General features: G+C 63.8%; 25 protein-coding genes. 22 read left to right on the forward strand and 3 right to left on the reverse strand.

Annotated features, from left to right (window positions below; genetic code table 11):
- Positions 1-30 precede the first annotated feature (30 nt).
- The 8 genes from denD (at position 31) to Q1B16_RS18395 (ending at position 7,432) form a co-directional block, all read left to right on the forward strand.
- Complete coding sequence (gene denD, locus Q1B16_RS18360; RefSeq protein ID WP_299792869.1) at positions 31-996, forward strand: D-erythronate dehydrogenase; 966 nt, start codon at positions 31-33, stop codon at positions 994-996.
- Positions 997-1,081: 85 nt separating this feature from the next.
- Positions 1,082-2,050, forward strand: coding sequence for a TRAP transporter substrate-binding protein (locus Q1B16_RS18365; RefSeq protein ID WP_299792362.1), 969 nt, complete (start codon positions 1,082-1,084; stop codon positions 2,048-2,050).
- A 66-nt stretch (positions 2,051-2,116) separates the two neighbouring features.
- Positions 2,117-2,623 carry a TRAP transporter small permease gene (locus tag Q1B16_RS18370; RefSeq protein WP_299792365.1) on the forward strand — a complete coding sequence of 169 codons (507 nt, stop codon included), beginning with the start codon at positions 2,117-2,119 and terminating at the stop codon, positions 2,621-2,623.
- A complete protein-coding gene (locus Q1B16_RS18375) occupies positions 2,620-3,900 on the forward strand; it encodes a TRAP transporter large permease (RefSeq protein WP_299792368.1) in 1,281 nt (426 codons plus the stop codon). Before Q1B16_RS18370 ends, Q1B16_RS18375 begins: the two co-directional genes overlap by 4 nt.
- 4 nt (positions 3,901-3,904) lie before the next feature.
- Positions 3,905-4,780, forward strand: coding sequence for an L-threonate dehydrogenase (ltnD, locus tag Q1B16_RS18380; RefSeq protein WP_299792371.1), 876 nt, complete (start codon positions 3,905-3,907; stop codon positions 4,778-4,780).
- A complete protein-coding gene (gene otnK, locus Q1B16_RS18385) occupies positions 4,780-6,009 on the forward strand; it encodes a 3-oxo-tetronate kinase (protein WP_299792375.1) in 1,230 nt (409 codons plus the stop codon). Before ltnD ends, otnK begins: the two co-directional genes overlap by 1 nt.
- Positions 6,006-6,653: an aldolase gene (locus Q1B16_RS18390; protein ID WP_299792378.1), complete on the forward strand. Its 648-nt coding sequence runs from the start codon at positions 6,006-6,008 to the stop codon at positions 6,651-6,653. The genes otnK and Q1B16_RS18390 overlap by 4 nt, the downstream gene beginning before the upstream one ends.
- Complete coding sequence (locus tag Q1B16_RS18395; RefSeq protein ID WP_299792872.1) at positions 6,653-7,432, forward strand: TIM barrel protein; 780 nt, start codon at positions 6,653-6,655, stop codon at positions 7,430-7,432. Before Q1B16_RS18390 ends, Q1B16_RS18395 begins: the two co-directional genes overlap by 1 nt.
- Before the next feature lie 14 nt (positions 7,433-7,446).
- Here the strand turns inward: Q1B16_RS18395 and Q1B16_RS18400 are convergent, their stop codons facing one another.
- The gene (locus tag Q1B16_RS18400; protein WP_299792381.1) at positions 7,447-9,012 is read right to left on the reverse strand and encodes an inorganic phosphate transporter; all 1,566 of its coding nucleotides are present in this window, start codon (positions 9,010-9,012) and stop codon (positions 7,447-7,449) included.
- A gap of 65 nt (positions 9,013-9,077) precedes the next feature.
- On the opposite strand from Q1B16_RS18400, the gene Q1B16_RS18405 reads away from it, so the two are divergent.
- The 4 genes from Q1B16_RS18405 (at position 9,078) to Q1B16_RS18420 (ending at position 12,944) form a co-directional block, all read left to right on the forward strand.
- On the forward strand, positions 9,078-9,215 hold the full coding sequence (locus tag Q1B16_RS18405; RefSeq protein WP_299792384.1) for a hypothetical protein: 138 nt from the start codon (positions 9,078-9,080) through the stop codon (positions 9,213-9,215).
- A complete protein-coding gene (locus Q1B16_RS18410; protein WP_299792387.1) occupies positions 9,212-11,026 on the forward strand; it encodes a Na/Pi symporter in 1,815 nt (604 codons plus the stop codon). The genes Q1B16_RS18405 and Q1B16_RS18410 overlap by 4 nt, the downstream gene beginning before the upstream one ends.
- A gap of 70 nt (positions 11,027-11,096) precedes the next feature.
- Positions 11,097-11,345 carry a hypothetical protein gene (locus Q1B16_RS18415; protein WP_299792390.1) on the forward strand — a complete coding sequence of 83 codons (249 nt, stop codon included), beginning with the start codon at positions 11,097-11,099 and terminating at the stop codon, positions 11,343-11,345.
- A 114-nt stretch (positions 11,346-11,459) separates the two neighbouring features.
- On the forward strand, positions 11,460-12,944 hold the full coding sequence (locus Q1B16_RS18420; protein WP_299792393.1) for a fused MFS/spermidine synthase: 1,485 nt from the start codon (positions 11,460-11,462) through the stop codon (positions 12,942-12,944).
- A 70-nt stretch (positions 12,945-13,014) separates the two neighbouring features.
- On the opposite strand, the gene Q1B16_RS18425 is transcribed toward Q1B16_RS18420, so the two are convergent.
- Both Q1B16_RS18425 and Q1B16_RS18430 read right to left on the reverse strand, forming a co-directional pair.
- The gene (locus tag Q1B16_RS18425; RefSeq protein WP_299792396.1) at positions 13,015-13,842 is read right to left on the reverse strand and encodes a sulfite exporter TauE/SafE family protein; all 828 of its coding nucleotides are present in this window, start codon (positions 13,840-13,842) and stop codon (positions 13,015-13,017) included.
- A 142-nt stretch (positions 13,843-13,984) separates the two neighbouring features.
- A complete protein-coding gene (locus tag Q1B16_RS18430) occupies positions 13,985-14,671 on the reverse strand; it encodes a fumarylacetoacetate hydrolase family protein (RefSeq protein ID WP_299792399.1) in 687 nt (228 codons plus the stop codon).
- A 179-nt stretch (positions 14,672-14,850) separates the two neighbouring features.
- Here Q1B16_RS18430 and Q1B16_RS18435 point away from each other — a divergent pair, with 179 nt between their 5' ends.
- From Q1B16_RS18435 to Q1B16_RS18480, 10 genes are all read left to right on the forward strand, one after another.
- The gene (locus Q1B16_RS18435) at positions 14,851-15,540 is read left to right on the forward strand and encodes a FadR/GntR family transcriptional regulator (RefSeq protein ID WP_299792403.1); all 690 of its coding nucleotides are present in this window, start codon (positions 14,851-14,853) and stop codon (positions 15,538-15,540) included.
- 189 nt (positions 15,541-15,729) lie between these two features.
- Positions 15,730-16,722: a 4,5-dihydroxyphthalate decarboxylase gene (locus tag Q1B16_RS18440; protein WP_299792406.1), complete on the forward strand. Its 993-nt coding sequence runs from the start codon at positions 15,730-15,732 to the stop codon at positions 16,720-16,722.
- A 1-nt stretch (position 16,723) separates the two neighbouring features.
- Entirely contained in the window at positions 16,724-17,509 is a 786-nt protein-coding gene (locus Q1B16_RS18445) for a sulfite exporter TauE/SafE family protein (RefSeq protein WP_299792409.1), read from the forward strand.
- Positions 17,510-17,593: 84 nt separating this feature from the next.
- A complete protein-coding gene (locus tag Q1B16_RS18450; protein WP_299792412.1) occupies positions 17,594-18,589 on the forward strand; it encodes a tripartite tricarboxylate transporter substrate-binding protein in 996 nt (331 codons plus the stop codon).
- Positions 18,590-18,663: 74 nt separating this feature from the next.
- Positions 18,664-19,176, forward strand: a complete 513-nt coding sequence (locus tag Q1B16_RS18455; RefSeq protein ID WP_299792415.1) for a tripartite tricarboxylate transporter TctB family protein — start codon at positions 18,664-18,666, stop codon at positions 19,174-19,176.
- A complete protein-coding gene (locus tag Q1B16_RS18460; RefSeq protein WP_299792418.1) occupies positions 19,169-20,683 on the forward strand; it encodes a tripartite tricarboxylate transporter permease in 1,515 nt (504 codons plus the stop codon). The genes Q1B16_RS18455 and Q1B16_RS18460 overlap by 8 nt, the downstream gene beginning before the upstream one ends.
- Positions 20,680-21,939 carry a hypothetical protein gene (locus Q1B16_RS18465; RefSeq protein ID WP_299792421.1) on the forward strand — a complete coding sequence of 420 codons (1,260 nt, stop codon included), beginning with the start codon at positions 20,680-20,682 and terminating at the stop codon, positions 21,937-21,939. Before Q1B16_RS18460 ends, Q1B16_RS18465 begins: the two co-directional genes overlap by 4 nt.
- On the forward strand, positions 21,936-22,415 hold the full coding sequence (locus Q1B16_RS18470; protein ID WP_299792424.1) for an OsmC family protein: 480 nt from the start codon (positions 21,936-21,938) through the stop codon (positions 22,413-22,415). Before Q1B16_RS18465 ends, Q1B16_RS18470 begins: the two co-directional genes overlap by 4 nt.
- Positions 22,412-22,867 carry a (2Fe-2S)-binding protein gene (locus Q1B16_RS18475; RefSeq protein ID WP_299792427.1) on the forward strand — a complete coding sequence of 152 codons (456 nt, stop codon included), beginning with the start codon at positions 22,412-22,414 and terminating at the stop codon, positions 22,865-22,867. The genes Q1B16_RS18470 and Q1B16_RS18475 overlap by 4 nt, the downstream gene beginning before the upstream one ends.
- Positions 22,864-24,972: a molybdopterin cofactor-binding domain-containing protein gene (locus tag Q1B16_RS18480; protein ID WP_299792430.1), complete on the forward strand. Its 2,109-nt coding sequence runs from the start codon at positions 22,864-22,866 to the stop codon at positions 24,970-24,972. The genes Q1B16_RS18475 and Q1B16_RS18480 overlap by 4 nt, the downstream gene beginning before the upstream one ends.
- Positions 24,973-24,981 lie beyond the last annotated feature (9 nt).

Consider the following 24,981-nt stretch of genomic DNA (forward strand, 5'->3'; position numbering starts at 1 on the left):
TCTGGCCGCGTCCAAATGAAAGATTCCGACATGCACGTTCTCATCATCGGCGCCGCTGGCATGATTGGACGCAAGCTGGCCGAACGCATCGCCGCAACGGGCGCGTTGGGCGGCAAACCGGTGAATGCGATGACGCTTGCGGATATCGCGGAGCCGCAGGTCGCGCCCGATTTCTCCGGCACGCGCACCGCGCTGGCAGCCGACTTGACGGACCCCGGCACCGCCGACAGCCTGATCGCGGACCGCCCCGACGTGATCGTGCATGTGGCCGCCATCGTGTCGGGCGAGGCGGAAGCCGATTTCGACAAGGGCTACAGCATCAACCTCGACGGCACGCGCGCCTTGTTCGACGCGATCCGCGCAATCGACGGCTACACGCCCCGTGTGATCTACGCGTCGTCGCTGGCGGTGTTCGGCGCGCCGTTCCCGCCGAAGATTCCCGACGATTACCACCTGACCCCGTTGACAAGCTACGGCACGCAAAAGGCGATCGGGGAACTGCTGCTCAACGACTATTCGCGGCGCGGGTTTCTCGACGGTGTTGGCATCCGCTTTCCCACCATCTGCATCCGCCCCGGCAAGCCGAACAAGGCGGCCTCCAGTTTTTACTCCGGCATCCTGCGCGAGCCTTTGAACGGGCAAGAGGCGGTGCTGCCCGTGGGCACCGATGTGCGGCATTGGTTCGCCAGCCCGCGGTCCGCTGTTGGTTATATCGACCATGCGGCGACACTGGACACGACGCAGTTGGGCGCACAGCGCAACATGACCATGCCGGGGGTGTCGGCCACCGTGGGCGATCAGATCGAAGCGTTGCGCGCCGTCGCCGGAAACGAAGCGGTGGCGCTGATTAGGCACGAACCCGACCCGATGGTATCCGCCATCATCTCGGGCTGGCCCCGCGATTTCGTCACCGCGCGCGCCTGCGATCTGGGCTTCCGCGCCGAAGAGAATTTCCGACAGATCATCGAGGTCTATCTGGAAGACGAGATGGGCTGACACGCCCTGCCCCGTGCCGGGCCTGACGGCACATCGAACATCCTGCGTTTCGCGCAGGCCGAAAACAAACTGGGAGGAGACCCAAATGAAACACACCTTTACCGCCCTCACCGGCGCCCTTGTCCTTGCGGCAGGCGTCGCATCGGCCCAGCAGAACATCGTCGTGGGCCATTCCCTGTCGCCCGAGTCGCATTACGGCGTCGGCGCGCAGGCGTTCATCGACACGCTGACCGAACTGTCGGGCGGCGAATTCACCGGCAGCCAGGCGCCCGCGGGTCAGCTTGGCGGCGAACGCGACATGATCGAAGGGCTGCAAATCGGTTCGATGGACGTGGTCATCACCTCCACCGGCCCGCTTGGCAACTTCGTGCCCGAGGTCTACGCGCTCGACCTGCCGTTCCTGTTCCGCGACTACGATCACGCGCGCAAGACGCTTGACGGAGAGATCGGCCAGGAGCTTCTCGAGAAGATCAACGAGAACCAGCTTGTCGGCCTTGCCTGGACGGAAAACGGCTTCCGCCACGTGACCAACTCGCAGCGCCCGGTGCGCACACCCGAGGACCTTGAGGGACTGAAGCTGCGCACGATGGAGAACCGCGTGCACATGGAAGCCTTCTCGGAAATGGGCGCGTCGCCCACCCCGATGGCCTTCCCCGAGCTTTTCACCGCGCTTCAGCAAGGCGTTGTCGACGGGCAGGAAAACCCCGTCACCGTCATCACCGCATCGAAGTTCTGGGAAGTTCAGGGCCATGTGTCGCTGACCGGCCACGTCTATTCCCCGGCAGTCGTTCTCGCCTCGCCGATCCTGATGGACGGCCTGACCGAGGAACAGCGCGGCTGGTTCTACGAAGCCGCCAAGGCATCCGCTGCCGCCACGCGCGCCGAGGTCAACCGCCTCGAGGATGCGGGCGTCGCGCTGCTGCGTGAAAACGGGATGGAGGTCATCACCGATATCGACAAGGCCCCCTTTGCCGCCCTCGCGGAGCCGGCCTACGCGGTCTACACCGACCAGTACGGCACCGAGATGGTCGATCGCATCAAGGCGGTCGAGTAAGGCATCCTTCGGCAGGCGGCCCACCCGCCTGCCGATCCTTTGCGGTCCTGACCAAAAGGCAGTTTCATGCGTCTTTTCCTGCGCTTCGAGGATTTCACCACGGGGCTTGCCCTGCGCCTGTCGATCACCTTCCTCGTGATTGCGGCGTCCCTCGCGCTGTTTCAGGTGATCACACGCTTCGTCTTCGGCGCGCCCTCGACATGGTCCGAGGTCATCACCCGCTCCGCGATGATCTGGTCGGTGTTCCTTGGCGTCGCGGTGGCGTTCCGGCACGGCGCGATGATCTCGGTCGACATCATCCAGAACAGCCTGCCGCCGCGCCTTGGTCTGGGCGTGTTCCTTTTTGCCAATCTCGGCTCTGTGATATTTTTCTCGATCCTCTTCTGGCAGGGCTACCTGATGACCCTGCGCGTGGTCCCGCAAAGCCTTGCCGCGCTGGAAATCTCCATCGCCTGGGTCTACGCCGCGCTGCCGGTCGGGTCGGTGTTCATCCTGATCGCCGTTCTGGCTTCCATGATCCGCGCCGTTCAGGGGGATTGGCTGATCGCCCGTAATGCCGAGGCAGAGCAATGAACGCCGCCCTCGGTCTCTCGCTCGCCCTCCTCTTCGTCATCGGCGTGCCCATCGCCGTGGCCATCGGCCTTGCCTCGGTCATCGGGATCGAGGCGCAGGGCCGCCTGCCGCTCTTGCTCGTGGCACAGCGCATGTTCACCGGCATCGACAGCTTCCCGCTCATGGCGATCCCGCTTTTCATCCTCGCGGGCAACCTCATGTCGGCGGGCGGCATCTCGCACCGCCTCGTTGAACTGGCGAAATCGCTGGTCGGCGGCATCCAGGGCGGGCTGGCCTGCACCTGCGTGCTGACCTGCATGCTCTTCGCGTCGGTCTCGGGCTCGTCCGTCGCCACCACATTCGCCATCGGCGCGATCCTCATTCCCGCGATGGTCAAGCACAACTACCCCCGCCCGCTTGCCGCGTCGATCCAGGCATCCTCGGCGGAACTGGGCGTGCTGATCCCGCCGTCGATCCCGCTCATCCTTTATGGCGTGTCCACCGACACCTCCATCGGCAAGCTCTTCATCGCGGGGCTTGGCCCCGGCTTCGTCGTCGCCGGATCGCTCATGGCGCTGGTGCTGGTGATCTGCCGCGTGCGCGGCATCGGCATGGAGGACGGACGCGACCGCGCGAGCGTCGGCAAGGCGTTTGTGTCGGCCATGCCCGCGCTGCTCATCCCCGTGGTGATCCTCGGCGGCATATACTCCGGCATCTTCACCCCGACCGAGGCCAGCGCCGCCGCCGTGGCCGCAGCCCTCATCGTCGGCATGGCGATGTACCGGGAAATCAAATTCGCGGACTTGCCGGAGATCCTCAAGAAGACCGTGATCTCGACCTCGGCGATCATGATCATCATCTCGGCTGCCGCGCTCTTTTCCTTCCTCATCGCACGGTCGGGTCTGCCGAACGAGATTGCGGCGTGGTTCAAGGATATGTTCGACAGCCGTATCGCGTTCCTGTTGGCCATCAACATCCTTCTGCTGATCGTCGGCATGTTCATCGAGACCTCTGCCGCGATCCTCGTGCTGGCGCCGATCCTAACCCCCATCGCCATCGCCTATGGCGTCGATCCGGTGCATTTCGGCCTGATCATCGTGGTCAACCTCGCGCTGGGGATGATCACCCCGCCCTTAGGCGTGAACCTCTTTGCCGCCTGCGCCGTGGCGAACCTGCGGGTCGAAAAGATCATCCCGCAGCTGATCTGGTTCGTCCTGACCGTCTTCGCGGCGCTGATGGTCATCACCTATGTCCCGGCGATCACGCTCTGGCCGGTCGAGCTTGTTTTTGGAGAATAATCGCATGAACGTCCTCTTTGCCGGATTGGGCTCGATGGGCCTTGGCATGGCGCAAAGCCTTTTGCGCGCGGACCACACAGTTCAGGGTGTCGATCCGAACAGCACCCGCGTCGACATGCTGTGCGCCGACGGTGGCGTTGATGATCTCGAACAGGCCGACGCGCTGGTCAGTGCCGTTCTCAACGCCGACCAGACCCGCGCGGTGCTGTTCGGCCCGGACGGACTGGCAGATCACCTACGCCCCGGCGGTGTGATCCTCTCCTGCGCCACCGTCGCCCCCGCGTTTGCCCGCGAGATGGAGGCCGAAGCGCAGGCGCGCGGTCTGCACTATCTCGACGCGCCGATTTCCGGAGGCGCGGCCAAGGCAGCCGAGGGTCGCTTGTCGATCATGGCCGCCGGGTCCGCCGATGCGTTCGAGGCGTCCGAACCCTTGCTCGACGCGATGGCCGAAACGGTGCACCGGCTGGGCGATAGCGCAGGCGCGGGATCGGCGATGAAGGCGGTCAACCAGCTTCTTGCCGGCGTGCATATCGCCGCGATGGGTGAGGCGATGGCCTTTGCCGCCTCGCAGGGGTTGGACCCAGCCAGGGTCGTCGATGTGATCTCGGTATCCGCCGGAACGTCGTGGATGTTCGAGAACCGTGCGCCGCATGTGGTCGACGCCGACTACGCACCCCGGTCCAAGGTCGACATCTGGCCGAAGGACCTCGGCATCGTTACCGACGTCGCTTCCGATGCGGCCCTTCCCCTTCCTGTCACGCAAACGGCGCTTTCCCAATTCCGCGCCACCTCGCAGGCTGGCATGGGCGACGAGGATGACGCGGCCATCGCGAAATACGTCGCGCGGCGGGGCGGCGTGAAATTACCGGGGGACGACTGATGCTTCTGGGCTGTATCGGCGACGATTTCACCGGCTCCAGCGATCTGGCCAATACGCTGGCCAAGCAGGGGATGCGTACGGTGCAATATACCGGCGTGCCGGATCGCCCTGCGGATGACGATGTGCAGGCCGGTGTCGTCGCGCTGAAATCGCGCTCCATCGACCCTGACGAGGCGGTTCGGCTCTCACTCAAGGCGCTCGACTGGCTGCGCGCGCAGGGATGTCAGCAGATTTTCTTCAAGTATTGCTCCACCTTCGACAGCACGCCCGAGGGCAATATCGGCCCCGTCGCCGACGCTCTGGCCGAGGCGTTGGATGCAGAAAAGGTCATCGTCTGTCCCGCCTTTCCGGGTGCGGGGCGTTCGGTTTATCAGGGCTATCTGTTCGTCAAGGACAGGCTGCTGAACGAAAGCGGGATGGAGAACCATCCGCTCACCCCGATGACCGACGCCGATTTGCGGCGTCTTATGGCGACACAGAGCCGTTATCCGGTGGGTCACATCCCGGCGGAGACGGTGTTCCAAGGGCGCGAGGCCATTGCCGACGCGATGCGCGCTGCGCCCGAGCGGATGTTGATCGTCGATGCCCTGCGCGACGCGGATCTCATGGAGATCGGCGCGGCGGCGAAGGGCCACCCACTTGTCACCGGCGGATCGGGCGTGGCGCTTGGCCTGCCCGCGAATTTCGGCTGCACGCCCGCGCCTGTTGAGTGGCATGGGCAAAGCGGCAAGGCGGCGATCCTGTCCGGCTCGTGCTCCACCGCCACGCGCGGGCAGATCGCGCATCACCTCAAGGCGCATCCGGGTCTGAAGATTGATGCCGCAGAAGTCATCGACGGCACGCAGACCGCTGAACAGGTGGCGCGATGGCTGGTGGAGACCGACGGCCTGCCGCTGGCCTATAGTTCCGCCGATCCGGACGAGGTACGCCGCACGCAAGAGGCGCATGGCCGGGAGGAATCCGCCCATGCGCTCGAGACCTTTTTCGGCGATGTCGCGCGGCATCTTGTGGAGATGGGCGTCACCCGCCTTCTGACCGCAGGCGGCGAAACCTCGGGCGCGGTGGTCGAGGCGCTGGCGCTCGACACGCTGCGCATCGGGCCCGAGATCGACCCCGGCGTGCCCGCCCTGCGCGCCAGCGACAATCTGGTTCTGGCGCTGAAATCCGGCAATTTCGGCAGCGAGGATTACTTCGAAAAAGCCGCGACCCTGTTGGAGCGGGACGCATGAGCGATACCAAACTCCGCGACCAGATCTGCCTGCTGGCGAAATCCCTGTTCGACCGGGGCCTGACCCACGGCAGCACCGGCAACATCTCGGCCCGTACCGAGGATGGCGGGCTGCTTGTCTCGCCCACCGGGACCAGTTTCGGCCGTCTCGATCCCGCGCGTTTGTCGCGGTTCGATGCGAACGGCACGCTGATCGACGGAGACCCGCCGACCAAGGAAATGCCGCTACACACCGCCTTTTACGACACCCGCAGCACCGCGGGCGCGGTGGTGCATCTTCATTCCTGCCATTCCGTCGCGTGGTCGATGATGCCCGATGCCGACGAGGACAATTTCCTGCCGCCGCTCACGCCCTATGCAATAATGAAGCTGGGCCGCGTGAAGCTCCTGCCGTTCTTCCTGCCGGGCGATCCCGCGATGGGCAAGGCGGTGCGCGGGCTTGCGGGCAAGCGCAGCGCGGTGATGCTGGCCAATCACGGGCCGGTGGTGGCGGGCAAGGATGTGGAAGCCGCCTGCAATGCGGTCGAAGAGCTCGAGGAGACCGCGCGCCTTGCGATGATGTTGCGCGGTGTGAACGCGCGGGGGCTGACCGACGCGCAGGTGCAGGCCGTCGTCACGAAATTCAACGTGGAGTGGGACGCATGATCCGCCTGTCCGCAAACCTTGGTTTTCTGTTCACCGAATTGCCCCTGCCCGACGCCATCCGCGCCGCCAAGCAGGCCGGGTTCGACGCGGTGGAGTGCCACTTTCCGTACGAAACGGACGCCGGAACCGTACGGTCCGCGCTTCTTGAGACCGGCTTGCCCATGCTTGGCCTCAACACATGGCCCGGCGACCGGGATGCGGGCGATTTCGGGCTGGCCGCCCTGCCCGACCGAATGGAAGAGGCGCGCACAGAGATCGCCCGCGCGGTGGACTATGCCGCGGCAACCGGCACCCGTGCGGTGCATGTCATGGCAGGCCGCACCGATGGGAGCGAGACCGCCGAAGCGTGCTTTCGCGACAATCTCGCCCACGCCTGTGATCTGGCAGCCAAGCATGAGATCACCATCCTAATCGAACCGATCAATACGCGCGACGTGACGGGCTATCATCTCTCGGGCACCGATCATGCCGAACGCATCCTCGACGCACTGGACCGGCCGAACCTCAAGATCATGTTCGATTGCTACCACATGCAGATCATGCAGGGCGATCTGGGCACCACGATCCAGCGACTGCTGCCGAAGATCGGCCATATCCAGATCGCCGCCGTCCCCGACCGGGGCGAACCCGACCGGGGCGAGGTCGATTACGGGTGGCTCCTGTCGGACCTCGCACGCTTGGGCTATGACGGCTTCGTCGGCGCAGAGTACCGCCCGCGCGGGGGAACGCGGGAGGGTCTGGGCTGGATGACCGCGTTGCGGGGGTCCGGCACGGCGTAAAACTGACCCGTGCGTCAGGGCAGCATCATGCCCCGGATCATGAAGAAGAACATGGCCGACAAGATCGCGGCGATGGGGACGGTGATGATCCACGCCGTCGCGATGCGCAGCAGCAGGTTGCGTTTCACCAGTTCGACACGGTGCACGCGCCCGAGGCCGCGTCGTTCCTGTTTGCCAAGCAACCGGTCCGCCGCAGCCTGCGCCTTCATCTCGCGCAGCATGTCGCCCTTGGTGGCGACATCCGCCGCTTCGAATTCCGCCAGAAACGCATCTACCGCGTCCGGGTCGCTGTCGGCATGATGGTCGCGGATATCGTCGAGCATGCGCGCGTAGCTCGACTTGATGTATTCGCGCAAGAAGCCGACGCCGAATACGCCACCCACGGCGATATGGGTCGAACTGACCGGCAGACCGAGCTGCGATGCGATGATGACGGTGATCGCGGCGGCCATGGCGATGCAGAAGGCGCGGGTCTTGTCGAGCTCGGTGATCTCGCTGCCGACGGTGCGGATCAGTTTCGGCCCGTAAAGCGCCAGCCCCAACGCGATCCCGATCGCGCCCACCGCCATGACCCAGATGGGAATCCCGGCCTTGGTCGAGATCTCTCCCTGGGTGATGGCTTCGTTGATCCCGGCAAGCGGCCCCACCGCATTTGCCACATCGTTCGCGCCATGCGCAAAGCTCAGAAGGGCTGCGGCGAAGATCAGGGGCACGGTGAAAAGGTCGTTCACACTGGCTTTGTGGTTTTCCAGCTTCGCCGTCGCGCGGGCGATGTGCGGTCGCATCACGACATAGACCGCAACGGCCACAACCACCCCGATCAGCAGAGCCATCGGGAAGGACACGGCGACGATCTTCTTGACGCCTTTCAGCATCAGGTAGGTCGAAAACGCCCAGGCCATGACCGCGACCAGCACCGGCACCATGCGGTTGGCCGCCGTCAACACATCGCGCTTGTAGGTGATCGTGCGCTTGATGAGAAACAGAAAGCCCGCCGCGATCAGTCCACCCATCAGGGGCGAAATCACCCAGCTTGCCGCGATCTGGCCCACCACGGACCAATCCGCGATATTCCAGCCCGCCGCTGCGATCCCGCCGCCAAGAACGCCTCCGACGATGGAATGCGTGGTGGAGACCGGCGCACCAACGGCGGTCGCGAAATTGAGCCAGACCGCCGCCGCCAGAAGTGCCGCGATCATGATCCAGATGAACGTGTCCCGATCCGCCACCAGATCGGGGTCGATGATCCCGCTCTTGATCGTTCCTACGACATCGCCACCCGCAACCAGCGCGCCGCCGGCCTCGAAGAAGGCGGCGATGAAGATCGCCCCGGTCAGGGTGATGGCGTGCGATCCGACGGCGGGACCGACATTGTTCGCCACGTCATTGGCGCCGATATTCATGGCCATGTAGCCGCCGATCATTGCGGCGGCGACCAGAAGGATGCCGTCGATACCCCCGTCCGTCCGGACGATGGTGAACAGCATGATGCCGACGATGAAAAGCAACGCCGTGCCAAAGCGGAACAATTCGTCCCGGTTCCGCTGCGCGGCGTTTTCGATTTTTTCCGTTCTCAACACGACATGGTCCCCCCGGGCTTTTGCGCGATCGAAGGCTGATCATCACAGACCGGCGAAAACCGCGAATGAGCCATGTCAAAGACAGCCCTTTCGACCGCCGGTATGTCATGGAATTGCAACACTCCGAGGATCCGGCAGAGGTGGCAGGACAAAGCGTAGAGATCGTCGCGCATAAACACGCCCGGGCGTTCCCGTCGCCATGACACGCATTTACCTGCCCATCGTCATCGGAGCGCTTTTGCTGACCTTCTGGGTCAGCCCCGACGCGCAGGAGATCGCGGCGGGGGTTGCGATCTTTCTTTTCGGGATGCTGATGCTCGAGGACGGGTTCAAGCTCTTCGGCGGTGGCGCGCTGGAGCGAATCCTCGAACGCGCCACCGGGTCGACGCTTCGGGCGATTTCGTTCGGGATCGCGTCGACCACGCTCTTGCAGTCCAGCTCTTTGGTGTCGGTCATCACCATCTCGTTTCTGAGCGCGGGTCTGATCTCGCTCATCGGCGGTGTCGGCATCATCTTCGGCGCCAATATCGGAACGACGACAGGCGCATGGCTGGTTGCGGGGCTTGGGCTGAAGATCGACATCGCGGCCTACGCGATGCCGATGATCGCGCTCAGCGTCATTCTGGTGTTTCAGAAATCCAAACCCCTGCGCGGCATCGGATATGCGCTGGCGGGGCTCGGTTTCCTGTTTCTCGGCATCCACCACATGAAAGAGGGCTTTGACGCCTTCAAGGACCAGATCGACCTGACACGGTTCGCGCTGACCGGGCTTCTGGGTCTCTTCGTCTATTCCCTTATCGGCACTGCCGCCACGGTGGTCATGCAATCGAGCCATGCCACGATGGTCCTGATCCTCACGGCGCTGTCCGCCGGGCAAATCAGTTACGAAAACGCGCTGGCGCTTGCCATCGGGGCGAATATCGGCACGACGATCACCGCGATCCTCGGCTCTCTCGGCGCGAATTTTCAGGGCAAGCGCTTGGCGCTCGCGCATCTGATCTTCAACACAGTGACCGCGCTGGTCGCGCTGGTGCTTATCGTCCCGCTGCGCGACGCGGTGGATTGGGTCAGCGATCTTGTCGGGATCGCGCCCGGCGACTACGCGATGAAACTCGCGGTGTTCCACACGATATTCAATGTGCTGGGCGTCGCGCTGATGCTGCCGGTGCTCAATCGGCTGATCACGTTTCTCGAACATCGCATCGTCGAACCCGTACCGGACGTGAGCCGCCCGCGTTACCTCAACGAGGCGGTGGACGAATTCCCGCAGACGCTCGAGATCGCGCTGCGCAAGGAAGTGTTGCACCTTTATGAAAACGCAGTCGAGTTGATCCTGCACGGTCTCAACCTGCATCGGGACGAGGTGTTCGCCACCGACAATGTCGCCGATCTGGTGCGGCACAGCCGAACGCCGTTCGAGCTCGATCTCGACGAAAGCTATGAGCGGCGCGTGAAAACGCTTTATGCGGGCATCGTGGAGTTCACGACGCGCGTGGGCGACAAGCGGGTCGATCAGGATATCGCCGAACGGGTCTACGCGCTTCGCGATGTGGCCAGCGATATCGTGCAGGCGGTGAAATCCGTGAAACATCTCCGCAAGAACATCCTGCGCTACACGGTGCGCCGCCAGGGCGCCACGACCGAGCTTTACGACGAATTGCGCACCGAGATCGCGCGCATCACCATCGAAATCCGGAAGCTTGGCCTGACCGAACCCGAGAACCGCAGCGCGCTCTGGCTCGATCAGGAGCGCGCGCAGATCGAGGACGACGCTCGCACAACGTCGCAGCGCGTCGATGCTCTGATCCGCAAGGGCGCGCTCAACGCCACCGCCGCCACGTCGTTCATGAACGATTCCGGCTACGCCTACGGCGCGATGCGTGATCTGATCGAAGCGGCGCGCAGCTACTACATCGAACGCGAAAGCGCGATGGCCGAGGTGGAACGCCTGCTGTCGCTCGACGAGGAAGAACTCAGCGAAGCGGTTACAGAACACGCGAAGGACCCGGGATGACGACCGGTGTCATGGCGATGTTGCGAAATATGTTCAAGCTGGCCGCGGCAACACGATTGGAGAAGCGAAGATGGGTCTGAAAAAGCTGGCCGCGAAAGTCGAGGACTACAACGCGCGTCTCGAAAGCGGGAAGGCGAGCAAGATCAAGCCAAGCCACGTGGAGAAGGTCTTGCAAAAGCTCCGCGTGAAGGCGGCGGAGTTGGAGGCCGAAATCGCCTCCGCCCCTTCTGCCGACAAGAAAGACCGGCTCGAGGGCAAGCTCGCCATCGCGCGAACCCATATCGACCGCGCGGAATGGTTGCTGAAAGAGCTGGCGTAGCACCAGTGATCCCCCGCCCCCGCTCCTGATCCACCTCGCAGAATAGTGCGTGGCATCTCGGCGCGAAGCGTGGCAGGCACAGCGCGACCCCGGGACGACGACAAGGAGAGTAGAATGCGGTTCTGGATCATCATCGGTCTGATCCTTGTGCTGTCCGCGCTCGGCCTCACCTACGAGATTGCCGCAGGCCGTGTTCTGGCGCCGTTCTTCGGCACGTCCCTGCTGACATGGACCACCGTCATCGCGACCATCCTTGCGGGGTTCTCGCTTGGCAGTGCGCTTGGCGGTCTCATCGCCGAACGGGAACGTCCGGCCGCCGCCAAGGCGGTGCGCAAGGCGCTGGTCGCGACGGCGATCCTGATGGCGTTGTCGCCCAGCGTTCTGGGGCTGATCTACGCCATGGGCGCGCGGAACACCGGCGGGATGCTTCTGGCGGTGTTTGTCGCCTTTTTCCCGGCGTCGGTCCTTGTCACCTTGCCCTCGCCGTTCCTCGCCAAGCTTGCGGTCGAGGCCAGACCGGGGCGGGAAGGGTCGTCGCTCGGGCTGGTTCTGGCTGCGGGATCGCTTGGCGCGATCGTGGGCGCGATCCTCGCGGGGTTCGTCGCGCTGCCGCTGGTCGGCTCGGTTGCCACTTTCGCCGGGTGCGGGGCCGCTGCGTTGCTTTGCGTGGCGTTGATCCGGGATGCGCCACCCGACGACGGAAGCCGTGGACAGCGCACGGATCGGCCCCGGCACACCGGACCGAACGTCCCCATCGGCGTGGCGGGGCTTGTGGTCGTGGCGAGCGTCGCCAGCGGTTCGGTCTGCCGCTACGAGTCGGGCCTATCCTGCATCGACGTCGTGACCCGGGGCAGCACCGTCTACCTCTATTCCGACCGCACCCAGCAAGCCGCCGAGCGGGCACGGCCGGACACGGACGCACCCGATGCGTCGCGACCGCTGGTGATGCCCTATACCAGATGGATCTGGGACCGCATGGACCGCGATCTGGATGCTGATCCGTCGGTCCTTTTCATCGGAGGCGGCGGCTACACCTTGCCGACCAAACTGTTGGAGACGCGTCCCGAGGCGCAGGCCATCGCGGTCGAGATCGACCCGCTGATCACGCGCGTGGTTCAGGAGAACCTGCCCTGGGCCGGCGCGATGATCGCGCGTGCGGGCTTTGACGCGACCACCGGAGGCGATGGTCGCCTGGGCATCGTTCACGCCGACGGGCGGGTGTATCTCAATGAAACGACACGACGCTTCGACGCCGCCGTGATGGACGCGTTCTCATCCGGGTCCGTTCCGGCACATCTGGCGACGATGGAGACCTATGAACGGCTCCATGCGATTGTCGACGGGCCTGTCTACGTGAACCTGATCGACGCGCCGGACGGTCCCCTCGTGCGTGGCATCCACGCGATCCTGAGTGACCTTTATCCCCATGTCGAAACCGTCCAAAGCCCGATCAGCCAGCGCGGTCTTGCCAATATCGTGCTGGCCGCATCTCCGACCCCGCTTGCCCCACTGGACGACCTGCCGACCGACTACGAAACGGTCGAGGTCACGCCGGACCGTGCCTTCACCGATGATCGCGGCTGGGTCGGCCATAGGTGAGGTGAGGCCGTCCAGGAACCGGCGTGACCCTTAGGACCGCCAATGCGGACACGACACGTCGTGCGATGCGTCATCCCGCAACGATGGCGTAGACGAACCGCAGGCAGACAATCGCGAGAAATGACCCGAAGGCGAGCTCGAGGGCCCTGCCGGACATGCCATGCGCCATGCGCACGCCGAGGTTGGCCGTCAGGATGGTCGTCGGCACGAAGAGGCTCACGCCAATCAGCGACACGAAACCGATGGCGTCGGGTGGCAGTCCGGGCTGTCCCCACCCCGCCAAAATATAGCCGATGGCACCAGGCACCGAGATCAGCACGCCGATCCCGGCCGAGGTGGCAACGGCCTGATGGATCGGGCGTCCGTGCAACGACATGATGATGTTGGAGATTTGCCCGCCGCCGATCCCCATAAGCGAGGCGAGAAACCCGATCAGCCCTCCGTATACCCGCAGCAGCGGCCCGGTCGGCAAGTCAGGGGCAAGGTCCCATAGCTTGGTGCCCGAGATCAGCTTGATTGCATTGATCCCCGCAACAAGGACAAAGACGATCTGAAACACCACCGCTGGCGCGTATCTCGCGATCACGGCGCCGACCAAGACGCCAAGCACGATCGGCACGGCCCAGGCCCGGAGCAGCGCATCGTCCACCGCGCCACGGGACCGGTGGCTGAGCCAGGATCGGATCGAGGTCGGGATGATGATCGCCAGAGAGGTGCCGACAGCAAGCGGCATCCGCGTTTCATCGGGCACGTCGAGCACGCCGAAGACCTCGTACAGGACCGGCACGATCAACGCACCTCCTCCGACCCCGAACAGCCCGGCGAGGATCCCGGTCAACGCACCGGCCACGAGAAGCGTCGCCGCGATGAGAAGAAAATCGGGGGAGAGGAGGTCCATCAGGAGCGTTCCTTGGTTTCGGAAAAAGATCGCACGACATGCGCCACGGGGCGCAATGCGTGACCGTATCTGGCGGCGCGACGTATGGGTGCCTCCGGCCGCAAGGCCGGGGGCTGTCCCAATCCGCGCGCGACGGGTTGTGTTACGTGACGGTGACGGTCAGGGTTCCCAGCCCGTCGATGCTCAGCTCCATCGTGTCGCCCTTGGACACGGGGCCGACGCCGGACGGTGTGCCGGACAGGATGACATCGCCGGGGGCCAGTTCGAAATATTCGGACAGGTAGGAGATCATTTCCGGCACCTTCCAGATCATCTGGTTCAGATCGCCTTCCTGACGAACCTCTCCGTTGACCTTGAACTCCAGATGACCCTCGCTCGGATGTCCGACTTCAGAGACCGGATGGATCGGACCACAGGGCGCGGAACGCTCGAACGCCTTGCCGATCTCCCACGGGCGACCCGCTTTTTTCGCGATCCCCTGAAGGTCGCGCCGCGTCATGTCGAGCGCGAGGCCGTAGCCGAACACATGATCCAAAGCCTTGTCGACCGGGATGTTGGTGCCGCCCGTCTTCAGCGCCACCAGCATCTCGGCCTCGTGGTGCACATCCGAGGTGTGCGGCGGGTACGGAAACCTGCCGGAGGTGTCGAGGTTGTTGGGGTTCTTCTGGAAGAAAAACGGATCTTCGCGGTCCGGATCATGCCCCATCTCGATCGCATGTGCAGCGTAGTTCCGGCCGATGCAATAGATGCGGCGCACCGGGAAAACCGCGTCCTGTCCGGCCACGGGCAAAGCCGTCACGGGCGGTGTTTCGATTGCGTATTGGGTCATGCGTCACTCCGGGTTCTTCGAACATTCAACCGTGCTGTAGCCCAGCCAAATCGGTAAATCAATCGCGACCAACATGGGGAATACAAGAAAATCGTTGATTGATCGCCCAATTTGGGCTTAATTATCGCATGTTTCGCGCCGCATTGGCGCATATTGGTATACCAATAAAAGGTTTGGTCATGTTGATGAATGCCGTATCGGTCGAAGCGGACGACGTCGTCGCCAAGCTTCGGTCCTATATCGAGGAAGGTGGCTACAAACCTGGCGACCGCCTTGAATCCGAACGCGACTTGATCGTGCGGCTTGACGTGACCCGCGCCCGGTTGCGCAAGGCATTGGACACTCTGGAACATGAAGGCGCGATCTGGCGGCACGTGGGCAAGGGCACGTTCATCGCGTCGCCCAATGCGGGATTCGGGCTGGGCGATCTGGCGGGGCTCAGTCAGGAAGTGACCCCGGTTCAGCTGATGCGCGCGCGTCAGGCGCTGGAGCCGGCGATCGCCCGCGAAGCCGCGCTGCACGCCACATGGGACGCGATACGCCAGTTGAAACAGTGCCGCGACCGCGCCGTAGACGCGCCCAACTGGGACGAATACGAGGCGCAGGACGACAACTTTCACAGGACCTTGGCCGAAGCGACGGACAATGTCCTGCTGCTGTCGCTGTTCGATCATCTGAATGCCGTGCGCCGGGCCGTGGCGTGGAACACCGTGGTGCGGAGTTCCGACCGCCCGGCCCGCACGCATTCAAGCTTTGCGGAACACGACGCCATCGTGGCGGCCATCGAAGCGCGCGATCCGACCGCAGCACATGCAGCGATGCGGACGCATCTGGGCTCGGTCGCCGCGCGGCTGTTCGGGGAGGCGTGAACTTACAACCAGTGTGACGGGGAAGAGGAAAGAGAAGCACACGCCATGTCGTAACAAACGTGTCTCGGGGAGGAGGACGATGTTGACCAAGAGTGTATCGGTTCAAGCGGCGTCACGGGGATCAGACATCTGGTCCCGGTCGGTCGGACTGCGAACAGCGTTGCACGCCGCCGAAGGAGACCCGCGGGCGTGAGCAACCTGAACCTGACACTTGCCACATGGGACCACGACCGCGTCATGGCGTTGCATGACGGGCGCGTGACCATTCCGGGTGTCACGCTGGAAAGCCACATCCATCCGACGTCCAAGCTTTTCCCTTGGGCCGTGCAGGAGGCGCGGTTCGACATCACCGAGATGTCGGTGTCGAGCTACGTTCTGCAACTGTCGCGCGGTGGGTCGGATTACACGGCGATCCCGGCGTTCGTCAGCCGCGCGTTCCGGCACAGCGGGTTCTTTGCCCGCGCCGGTTCAGGCATCGAAAGCCCGGCTGATTTCGCAGGACACAAGATCGGCGTGCCCGAATACCAGATGACCGCCGCCCTCTGGATGCGCGGTATTTTGGCGGATGAATACGGCGTGGCGTGCGACGACATCCACTGGCGCACCGGCGCGTTGGACGAAGGCGTGCGGCGCGAGCGGCTTGAACTTGCGCTGCCCGAAGGCATGGTGGTCGAACCGATCACCGAAGGCGACACGTTGCAGGACATGCTTCTGCGCGGTGAAATCGACGGGTTGCTCGCCCCGAAGCCGCCCAAGGCGTTTCTGGAGGGCAATCCCGATCTTGTGCGCCTCATCCCCGATTTCGAGGCTGCGGAACAGGCGTACCATCGCAAGACCGGGTTCTTTCCCATCATGCACCTGATCGGCATCCGCAAGACCATCGCCGAGGAAAACCCCGACCTGCCCCGCGCGCTGTACAATGCATTCGTCGAATCCCGCGATATCGCGATGGCGCGGCTCAGGTCGGTCTGGCTTGGCAATGCGAACCGCATGACGCTGCCGTGGCTCAATTCCGCGATGGAGCGGACGCTGGCCAGCATGGGGCCGGATTACTGGAGCTATGGCTGCACCGCCAACATGGCCGAGATCGACGCGATCTGCCGTTATTCGCTGGAGCAGCACCTGTCCGCCGCCCCGGTTGATCCGATATCATTGTTTCACCCATCGGTTCTGGACACCTGAGATGATGGAGATGTGGCACGCAGGACTGGGATGGCCGACCGCGACGACACTGCTCGCGGTCAGTTTCGCCAGCTCGTTCATCACCATCGCCTTCGGCATCGGCGGCGGTGCGGTGATGCTGGCGGTGCTGGCGACACTACTGCCTGCCGCGGCGATCATTCCGGTGCATGGGCTTGTGCAGCTTGGTTCCAACGCGGGCCGCGCCGTCATCATGACGCGCTACATGCGGTTCGACCTGCTGGGCCCTTTCGCGATCGGCGCGCTGATCGGGATCCTTTTGGGCGGATCGCTGGTGATCCAGCTCGAGGCGGGCTGGATCCAGGTCGGTGTGGGGCTCTTCATCCTGTGGTCCGTGGTGTCGAAACCACCCGAATTCCTGCGCCGGTCCGGCATGATCACCGGCGTGTTTTCTAGCTTTCTGACGATGTTCTTCGGCGGCACCGGGCCGTTCGTGGCCACCTATGTGCGGGCGCAGGATCTGGACCGTCACGCCCATGTCGCGACCCACGCGATGTTCATGACGCTGCAACATTTGCTCAAGACTGTGGCCTTCGGCATCCTTGGCTTTGCCTTCAGCGTCTGGGCCGGGCTGATCATCCTGCTGATCGCGGCCGGTGTTCTGGGAACGCTCGCCGGCAAGGTGATGCTGTCGCGGATCGACGACCGGCGGTTCCGGATCGTGCTGAAGATCGTGCTCACCATTCTGGCCGCCCGGCTGATCTATGCCGGGGCCACCGATATCTATTACGCCAGCGCCGCACCGGCGCCGACAGGAGGAGTTGACTAACCCGCCGGGAACCGCGCGATCCCTGCGGATGACCAATAGACGCGCAAGAGACCTTGAACATGAAACTGGGAGGAGACCATGTCCATGAAACCGATGATCACCCGCCGTACGCTGCTGGGAACCGGGGCTGCCGCAACGGCCCTGACCCTGGCCACACCCGGCCTTGTCCGGGCCAACACGTTCCCGGAACGCAATATCAACGTCTACGTCCCGACCTCTGAAGGCGGCGGGGCCGACCGGAACTTCCGCGCGTTTTCCAGCGTGTGGAAAGAAAAGCTCGGCACGGATTTCGAACCGGGCTTCTACCCGGGCGCTTCGGGCCGCGTCGGCTACGAGATCTACATGGGGAAAGCGGATCCTGACTGCTACAACCTGATCTTTGGCAACATGGGTCCGGAAGTCCTGAACTGGGCGATGCAGGCCCCGAGCTTTGACGTGAACGATTACTTCTACTTCGGTCAGGTCGACAAGGACCCCTGCTGTCTGTTCGTCGGTGCGGAAAGCCCGCTGCAAACGATGGACGACATCATCTCGGCCGCCAAGTCGCGCCGCCTGAATGTCGGAACCAGCCGCATGGCGCACCCGGCGTCCATCGGCCTGCTCGCGCTTGGCGACAAGCTGGGCATCGACTTCAACCTGATCCCGCTTCAGGGCGGCAAGGGCACCGTCGCCGGTGCCGTGACGGGCGAAGTGGATTTCTCGGTCCTGACATCGGGGTCGGTGATCGCGGCGGGCGACAGCGTCAAGACGCTGCTGGTCTTCGGCGACAATATCGTGGGCGAGGCGCTCGACAATGCGCCGAGCATCAACGACGCCTACGACATGGACCTGCCCGAAATGCTGTCGGCGCGCGCGTTCGGCATCCACCGGAAAGCGGCGGAGGACCATCCGGACCGGTTCGAGATCCTGACGACCACCTTCAAGGAGACCTTCGACGATCCGGCCCTGATGGAAGCCTATGTCGCCAACAACGGCACGCCGGAATACCTGCAATATGCAGGTGTCGAGGAATGCGAGGCGTTCAAACAGTCGATGCTCGAACTCGGTGAGCGCTACAAGTCGCTGCTCAGCGGCGCGTAACCGCCACCCGACCGGCAGCGCACAGGCCGCTGCCGGTCACACCGCATCCGAATTGCAGACAGGACGGCGCACTCATGGCTTCAGACCCTTACAAACCGCCACGTCAAATCGGCGGAGAGCTGGTTATTCCCATCATCGCGGTGGGCTTCACGTTGTATTTCTTCTCGACCATCTGGAACTCGCCCTGGACGGCGCAGGTCAGCGCCTTCATGGTCGGAGGCATCCTGCTTCTGGTCTGCGCCATCTTCTTCGTGCGCAGCATCATCTGGCTGCGGCGGGGTGAAGGCACACTCGGGTTCAGCAACCTTTTCACGATAGACGACATCCGCACCGGTCGCATCGGGCTTCTGGTCATGACGATCGCCTACGTGATGTTCATCGACTATCTGGGCTTTACGCTCATGACCTTCCTCTTTCTGGCGATCAGCATGTTGATCCTCGCCAAGGGTCGGAATCCGGTCTTCATCACGCTGATCTCGGGGGTGATGGCGTTGACCGGATGGGCGGTCTTCATCTGGGCCTTCGACACCCGCTTTCCACGCGGATGGTTCGAGACGACGATGAAAGCGGTGTTGACCAATGGATAGCAGCACAGCGTCGATCCTGACCGAGGTCTTTTTCGAGACCATCGGCTATTGGTACATCATCGTACCCACCATCTTTCTCGGGCTGATCGTCGGCGGGATTCCCGGCTTTTCGGCCGCGAACACCATCATCATCCTGATGCCTCTGACACTGGCGCTCGACCTGCAATCGGGGCTGGTGTTCATGATCTCTCTCTATTGCGCGGCGCGCATGGGGGCGGGCATTCCCGCGATCCTCGTGAACATCCCCGGCACCGCCGGAGCCGCCGCAACGCCGCTTGACGGCTATCCGATGGCCAAGCAGGGCAAGGGTCAGCAGGCGCTGGCGATCTCGTTTGTCGCGTCCTGTATCGGCGGTCTCCTGACCACGGTCGTGGCATTGGCGGCCATGCCGATCCTCGCGCGCGTCGGGTTCTACATGCACTCGGTCGAGATGATCGTGGTCATGCTTTTCGGCATCTCCCTGATCGCCTCCATCGCGGCGCAGGACATGGTGAAGGGCCTGATCGCGGGCTTTCTGGGGCTGATGATCGGCTCCATCGGCACGGACGTGGTCTATGCCACGCCGCGCGGCACGTTCGGGTTCCTCGAACTCTATGACGGGGTTCCGCTGATCCCCGCGCTTGTCGGCCTCTTCGCCGTGTCCGAGGCCTTCGTCATCATCGAAAAGCGCGTGATCGTGAACCACGACAACGAACCGAAAGCGCCCAACTGGACCGACACGTTCGATGGCGTCCGCATCGCGCTCAAGCGGTGGGTGCACATCGTCTGGACGTCGATCATCGGTCTGGTCATCGGCGTGATCCCCGGCGCGGGTGCGTCGATCGCGAGCTTCGTCGCCTACCAGCAGTCGCGCAGTTTCTCCAAGACACCCGAGCTTTACGGCACCGGCCACCCCGAGGGCCTGATCGCCCCGGAAGCGGCCAATAACGGCGTGACCTCCGGCACATTGGTGCCGCTTCTGGTGCTGGGTATCCCGGGCGGGGCCACGGCGGCGATCATGCTGGTGGTGATGCAGTTCCACGGCGTCAGCTTCGGCCCGTCGCTGTTCGAAAACCAGCCCAAGGTCGGGTACGGCATGTTCATGGCGATGGCGGTCAGCTACGTCATCATGTTCCTGACGATCCTGCCGCTCTCGCGCTACATGAGCCACGTCACCACGATCCCGACGATCTATCTTGCGCCCATGATCATCGCCTTCACGCTGGTCGGTGGTTTCGTGCCGCGCGAATACATGTTCGACATGTATCTCGCCCTGGCCTTCGGCGTGTTGGGCTACGTCGCACGGCGCACCGGATACCACGTCGCCGCGATCCTGATCGGGGTCATCCTTGGGCCGCTTCTGGAAAAGTACTTCCTCTGGTCGCTCAAGAAATCCGACGGCGACATCATGGTCCTGTTCTCGTCCACGCTGGGCAACATCCTTTGGGTGGCCTTCGCGATGTCGATCATCCTGCCCATCGTTTTCAACATGCGGCGTAAACGCAAACTCGAGGTCCCTGCCGAATGAAACGTGAAGTCGAATACGAACTGGCGCGCAATATCCGCCAAGTGGCCCATCTGGACATCGAGGGCGGCGGCGAAGTCACCGTGCAGGGTGGCTACGCCTTTGTCGGTCACATGAAGCCGCCGAAAGGCACGTCGATCATCGACATCTCCGACCCGGCCAATCCCAAGGTGGTGTCGCATGTCGAACCGCCCGATGAGTGGTCACACACCCACAAGGTCAAGGTGGTCGGCAACATCATGATCACCAATGTCGAACAGGACCGGCGGCATTTCCTGCGCAAGGGCGAGAAGATCGCGGGCTTGCGGGCCGAGGGTCTTTCGGATGCCGAGATCGCGGAGCGTCTGGGGGTCGAGATTTCGGACATCCCGGTTCTCGAAGAGGCGCTGGAGCGCGGCTATTCCAGCGGCGGCTTCCGTGTGTGGGATGTCTCTGACAAGACCGCGCCAAAGCTCTTGTCCTACGTCAAGACGCATGGTTTCGGGGTGCACCGCTTCGATATGGACGCCAACTACGCCTATATCTCGACCGAGATGGAAGGCTATGTCGGCAATATCCTCGTGATCTACGACCTGGCCGACCCGACCAACCCCACCGAAGTCTCGCGCTGGCATATGCCGGGGCAGCACGTGGCGAACGGCGAAACACCCACCGGCAAGGGCTACAGCCACCGTCTGCACCATGCGATGCGCTGCGGGGACGAGCTTTGGGCGGCGGTCTGGCATGCCGGGTTCCGGGTGCTCGACGCCAGCGACATCACCAAGCCGACCGTCAAGGGCACCTACCGCTTCCCCGAGGCCATTCCCGAGCCGACCCATACGGTGATGCCGCTCGAGCAGAAGATCGACGGCAAGCGGTTTGCCATCGCCATCGACGAAGAACACGGCCACCTTCCCGGACGGCTGCACGGCTTTCTCTGGGTCGTGGACGTCACTGACCTGTCCAAGATGGAACCGATCGCCGCCTGGGACCTGTCGGAACGGTTCTGCCCCTGGGTCAGCGAAGACGGCGTGCGCTTCGGCGCGCACCAGTTCCGCGAAAAGCTCGACAGCACGCTGATCTACGCGACGTGGTTCGCCGGCGGTCTGCGCGTGCTTGACGTGGCCGACCCTTACCTGCCTGTCGAAGTGGCGCATTACATGGTGCCCGGCGCCAGCGGTGCGGCCCCACAATCCAACGATGTCGATGTAGATGACAGAGGCCTGATCTACGTTCTCGACCGAAACCGTGGCATTGATATTCTGGAGATGACCCTGTGAGCGATACCGACCTTCTTCCCCCCAGCGTGGACCCGAACACCAAGGCCCTCGGCATCCGCCGCGTCAGCGCCCGGAACGAAGCCTCGACCCGGTCGGTCATGATGGTGCGGGATCACATCGTCATCACCGATGAGAAAGAGTCGAACACCGGGCCAACGCCACTGGAAATGACCTTGTCCTCCTTGCTGGGCTGCGAAGGCGTCATCATCAACCGCTGCGCAGAGGCGATGAAGTTCGAATACACCGCCGTCGACATGGACGCCGATGGTGAGGTCGACCAGCGCGGCAGCCGTGGTGTGCAGGGCGTGCGTCCGTATTTCAACTGGGTCAAGCTGCGCATCCGCGTCCACACCGAAGAAACGCAGGAACGGTTCGAACGGCTGACGCGCAATGTCGAATATCGCTGCCCGGTGATGAACCTGTTCAAATCGGCGGATGTGGACGTCCAGATCAAATGGGAGCGTGTCGCGCCGTGACGCTGTCGCTGACGATCAACGGAACACGGTACGACATTGCTTCTGACCCGGACACGCCTTTGGTCTTTGTCCTGCGCGACGAGCTGAAGCTCAAGGGCACCAAGCTGGGCTGCGGGTTGGAGCAATGTGGGGCCTGTGCGGTGATGGTCGACGGCAAGGTCGTCTTGTCCTGCGTGAGCCCGGTCGAGGTGTTCGAGAGTCAGGAGATCACCACCATCGAAGGCATCGCCGACACCGAGATCGGTCAGCGCGTGCAGCAGGCGTTTGTCGCGGAAACGGCTGCACAATGCGGCTACTGCACCTCTGGTCTGGTGGTGGCGGCCGCGGCGCTTCTGTCGGACGACCCGGCACCGGATAGCGACGCCACCAAAGAAGCACTGACTCCACATCTGTGCCGCTGCGGATCACACCCGCGCGTGCTGCGCGCCATCGAACGGGCCGCCACGACATGAGCCTCGATGCCTACCCTCTTGTCTCGGACTGGCTGACGCCGGAGGCGGATCGCCTGCTGATCCACACCGGGAAGGTCGATATCGGCCAGCGGATTTCGACCGCTCTCGTGCGGATCGTTCAGGAAGAACTGGCGCTGCCCCTGTCGCAGGTGGCGATTGCCCCCGTCCGCACCGGCCACGCGCCGGATGAAGGCATCACCTCGGGCAGCAATTCGGTCGAGCAATCGGGCCGCGCCGTGGCCTCTGCCGCCGCGACCTTGCGGGCGCGTGTGGTGGCGCTGGCGGTCGAACAGCAAGGCGGCGATGCGGCGGATTGGGTGCTGGAGGATGGCTTTGTCCATCGCCCCTGCACCAACATTCGCCTGAGCCTGATCGACCTTGCCCGCGACCTGCCGCCTGACCTGCCCATTGATCCCGACCTGCCGCGGCACATCCCCGAGCAACCGCCGAAACCGGACATGCGCGGCATCACCGAGATGGTGACTGGGCGCTTCACCTTCCTGCACGATCTTGACCTGCCCGGCATGTGGCACGCCCGCCGCATCAGCCCGCCCCACGCAAAGGCGACGCTGCAAGAGATCGACCGGGCAGCCATCGACAAGGCCGAAGCGAAAGGCATGAAGGTCGTTCGCGACGGTAGCTTCATCGCCGTGGCCGGTCCGCGCGAATGGGATGTCGTGAAGGCGGCACGCAGCCTTGGGCTGGCCTGCACCTGGGATTTGGGCGGAGGCTTCCCCGAAACCGATGTCTTTGCGCATTTGTCCGCTGAAAATGCCGAACGCTTCCCGGTGGTCGACGGCACGCCGCAAACCGCCCCCGTCCCTGCCCCGCTCGACGCGCCGGATCTGAGCGCACGGTTCGAGCGCCCCTACCAGATGCACGGCGCGCTGGCGCCGTCGGCGGCCTTGGCCGAGTGGACGGGCGAGCGGCTCATCCTCAAAAGCCACAGCCAGGGCATCTATCCGCTGCGCGAGGCCATCGCCGACAGCCTTGGCCTGTCCGCTGATCAGGTCGAAATCACCCATGTCCCCGGCTCTGGCTGCTACGGCCACAATGGCGCGGACGATGCTGCGTTCGAGGCGGCGCTGATCGCGATGGCGCAGCCGAACACGCCGATCCTGCTGAAATGGAGCCGCGAGGACGAGCACGCGTGGGAGCCGTTCGCCCCCGCGATGGCGGTTCAGGTCGATGTAAAACTGGCGGACGGGCGCATCGCCGCGTTCTCTGCCGAAGCGCATAGCGACACCCATCGCGGGCGACCCCGCCCCGGTCCGAACCGCGCGGGGCCTGCCAAATTACTTGCCAACCGGTTCCGCGCCGAGGCGATGGATCCTTACGTTTCGCCTCCGAACATGGGCACCCATGCGGGGATGCACCGCAATCTGGATCCGATCTACGCCTTCCCGGAAAAGCGGCTGGTCAAAAACCTCGTGCGGGGCTTGCCACACCGCACGTCGGCCATGCGTTGCCTTGGCGCCGTGACCAATGTCTTTGCCATCGAATGCTCGATGGACGACCTTGCCACGCAATGCGGGATGGACCCCATCGCGTTCCGGCAGGCGCATCTGACCGATCCCCGCGCCTCAGCCGTGTTGCAGGAACTCGCCCGCCGCCTTCAGGACCGCGGGCCAAAGCCTGACGGCACCGGGCGCGGCATCGCCTATGCCCAGTACAAGAACGCCATGACCCGCGTCGGTATCGCCGTCGACGTGATAGTGACCGACGCCGCCGAAGTCCGTCTGGACCATGCGATCATCGTCGCAGATTCAGGCCGCGTGGTCGATCCCGATGGCCTGAAAGCCCAACTCGAAGGCGGGTTCATGCAGGCGGCCAGTTGGGCGCTTTGCGAGGAGGTCACATGGGACCGCGACGGGATCACCTCGCGCGACTGGGACAGCTACCCGGTGCTCCGCTTCGACAATGTGCCGGTGATGGATGTTGTAATCCTCGAAGGACAGGACCACCCGTCCGTCGGGGCTGGAGAAGCCTCTCCCGGCCCGACTGTCGCCGCCATCGCGAACGCCATCCACGACGCCGCCGGTCTCAGGCTCAGGCGCATGCCGTTCAACGCCGACGCTTTGACGCAAGCGGCGCTTGAGATGTGAGACTGTGAT

Source organism: uncultured Marivita sp., assembly GCF_947488135.1.
Lineage (GTDB): Bacteria > Pseudomonadota > Alphaproteobacteria > Rhodobacterales > Rhodobacteraceae > Marivita.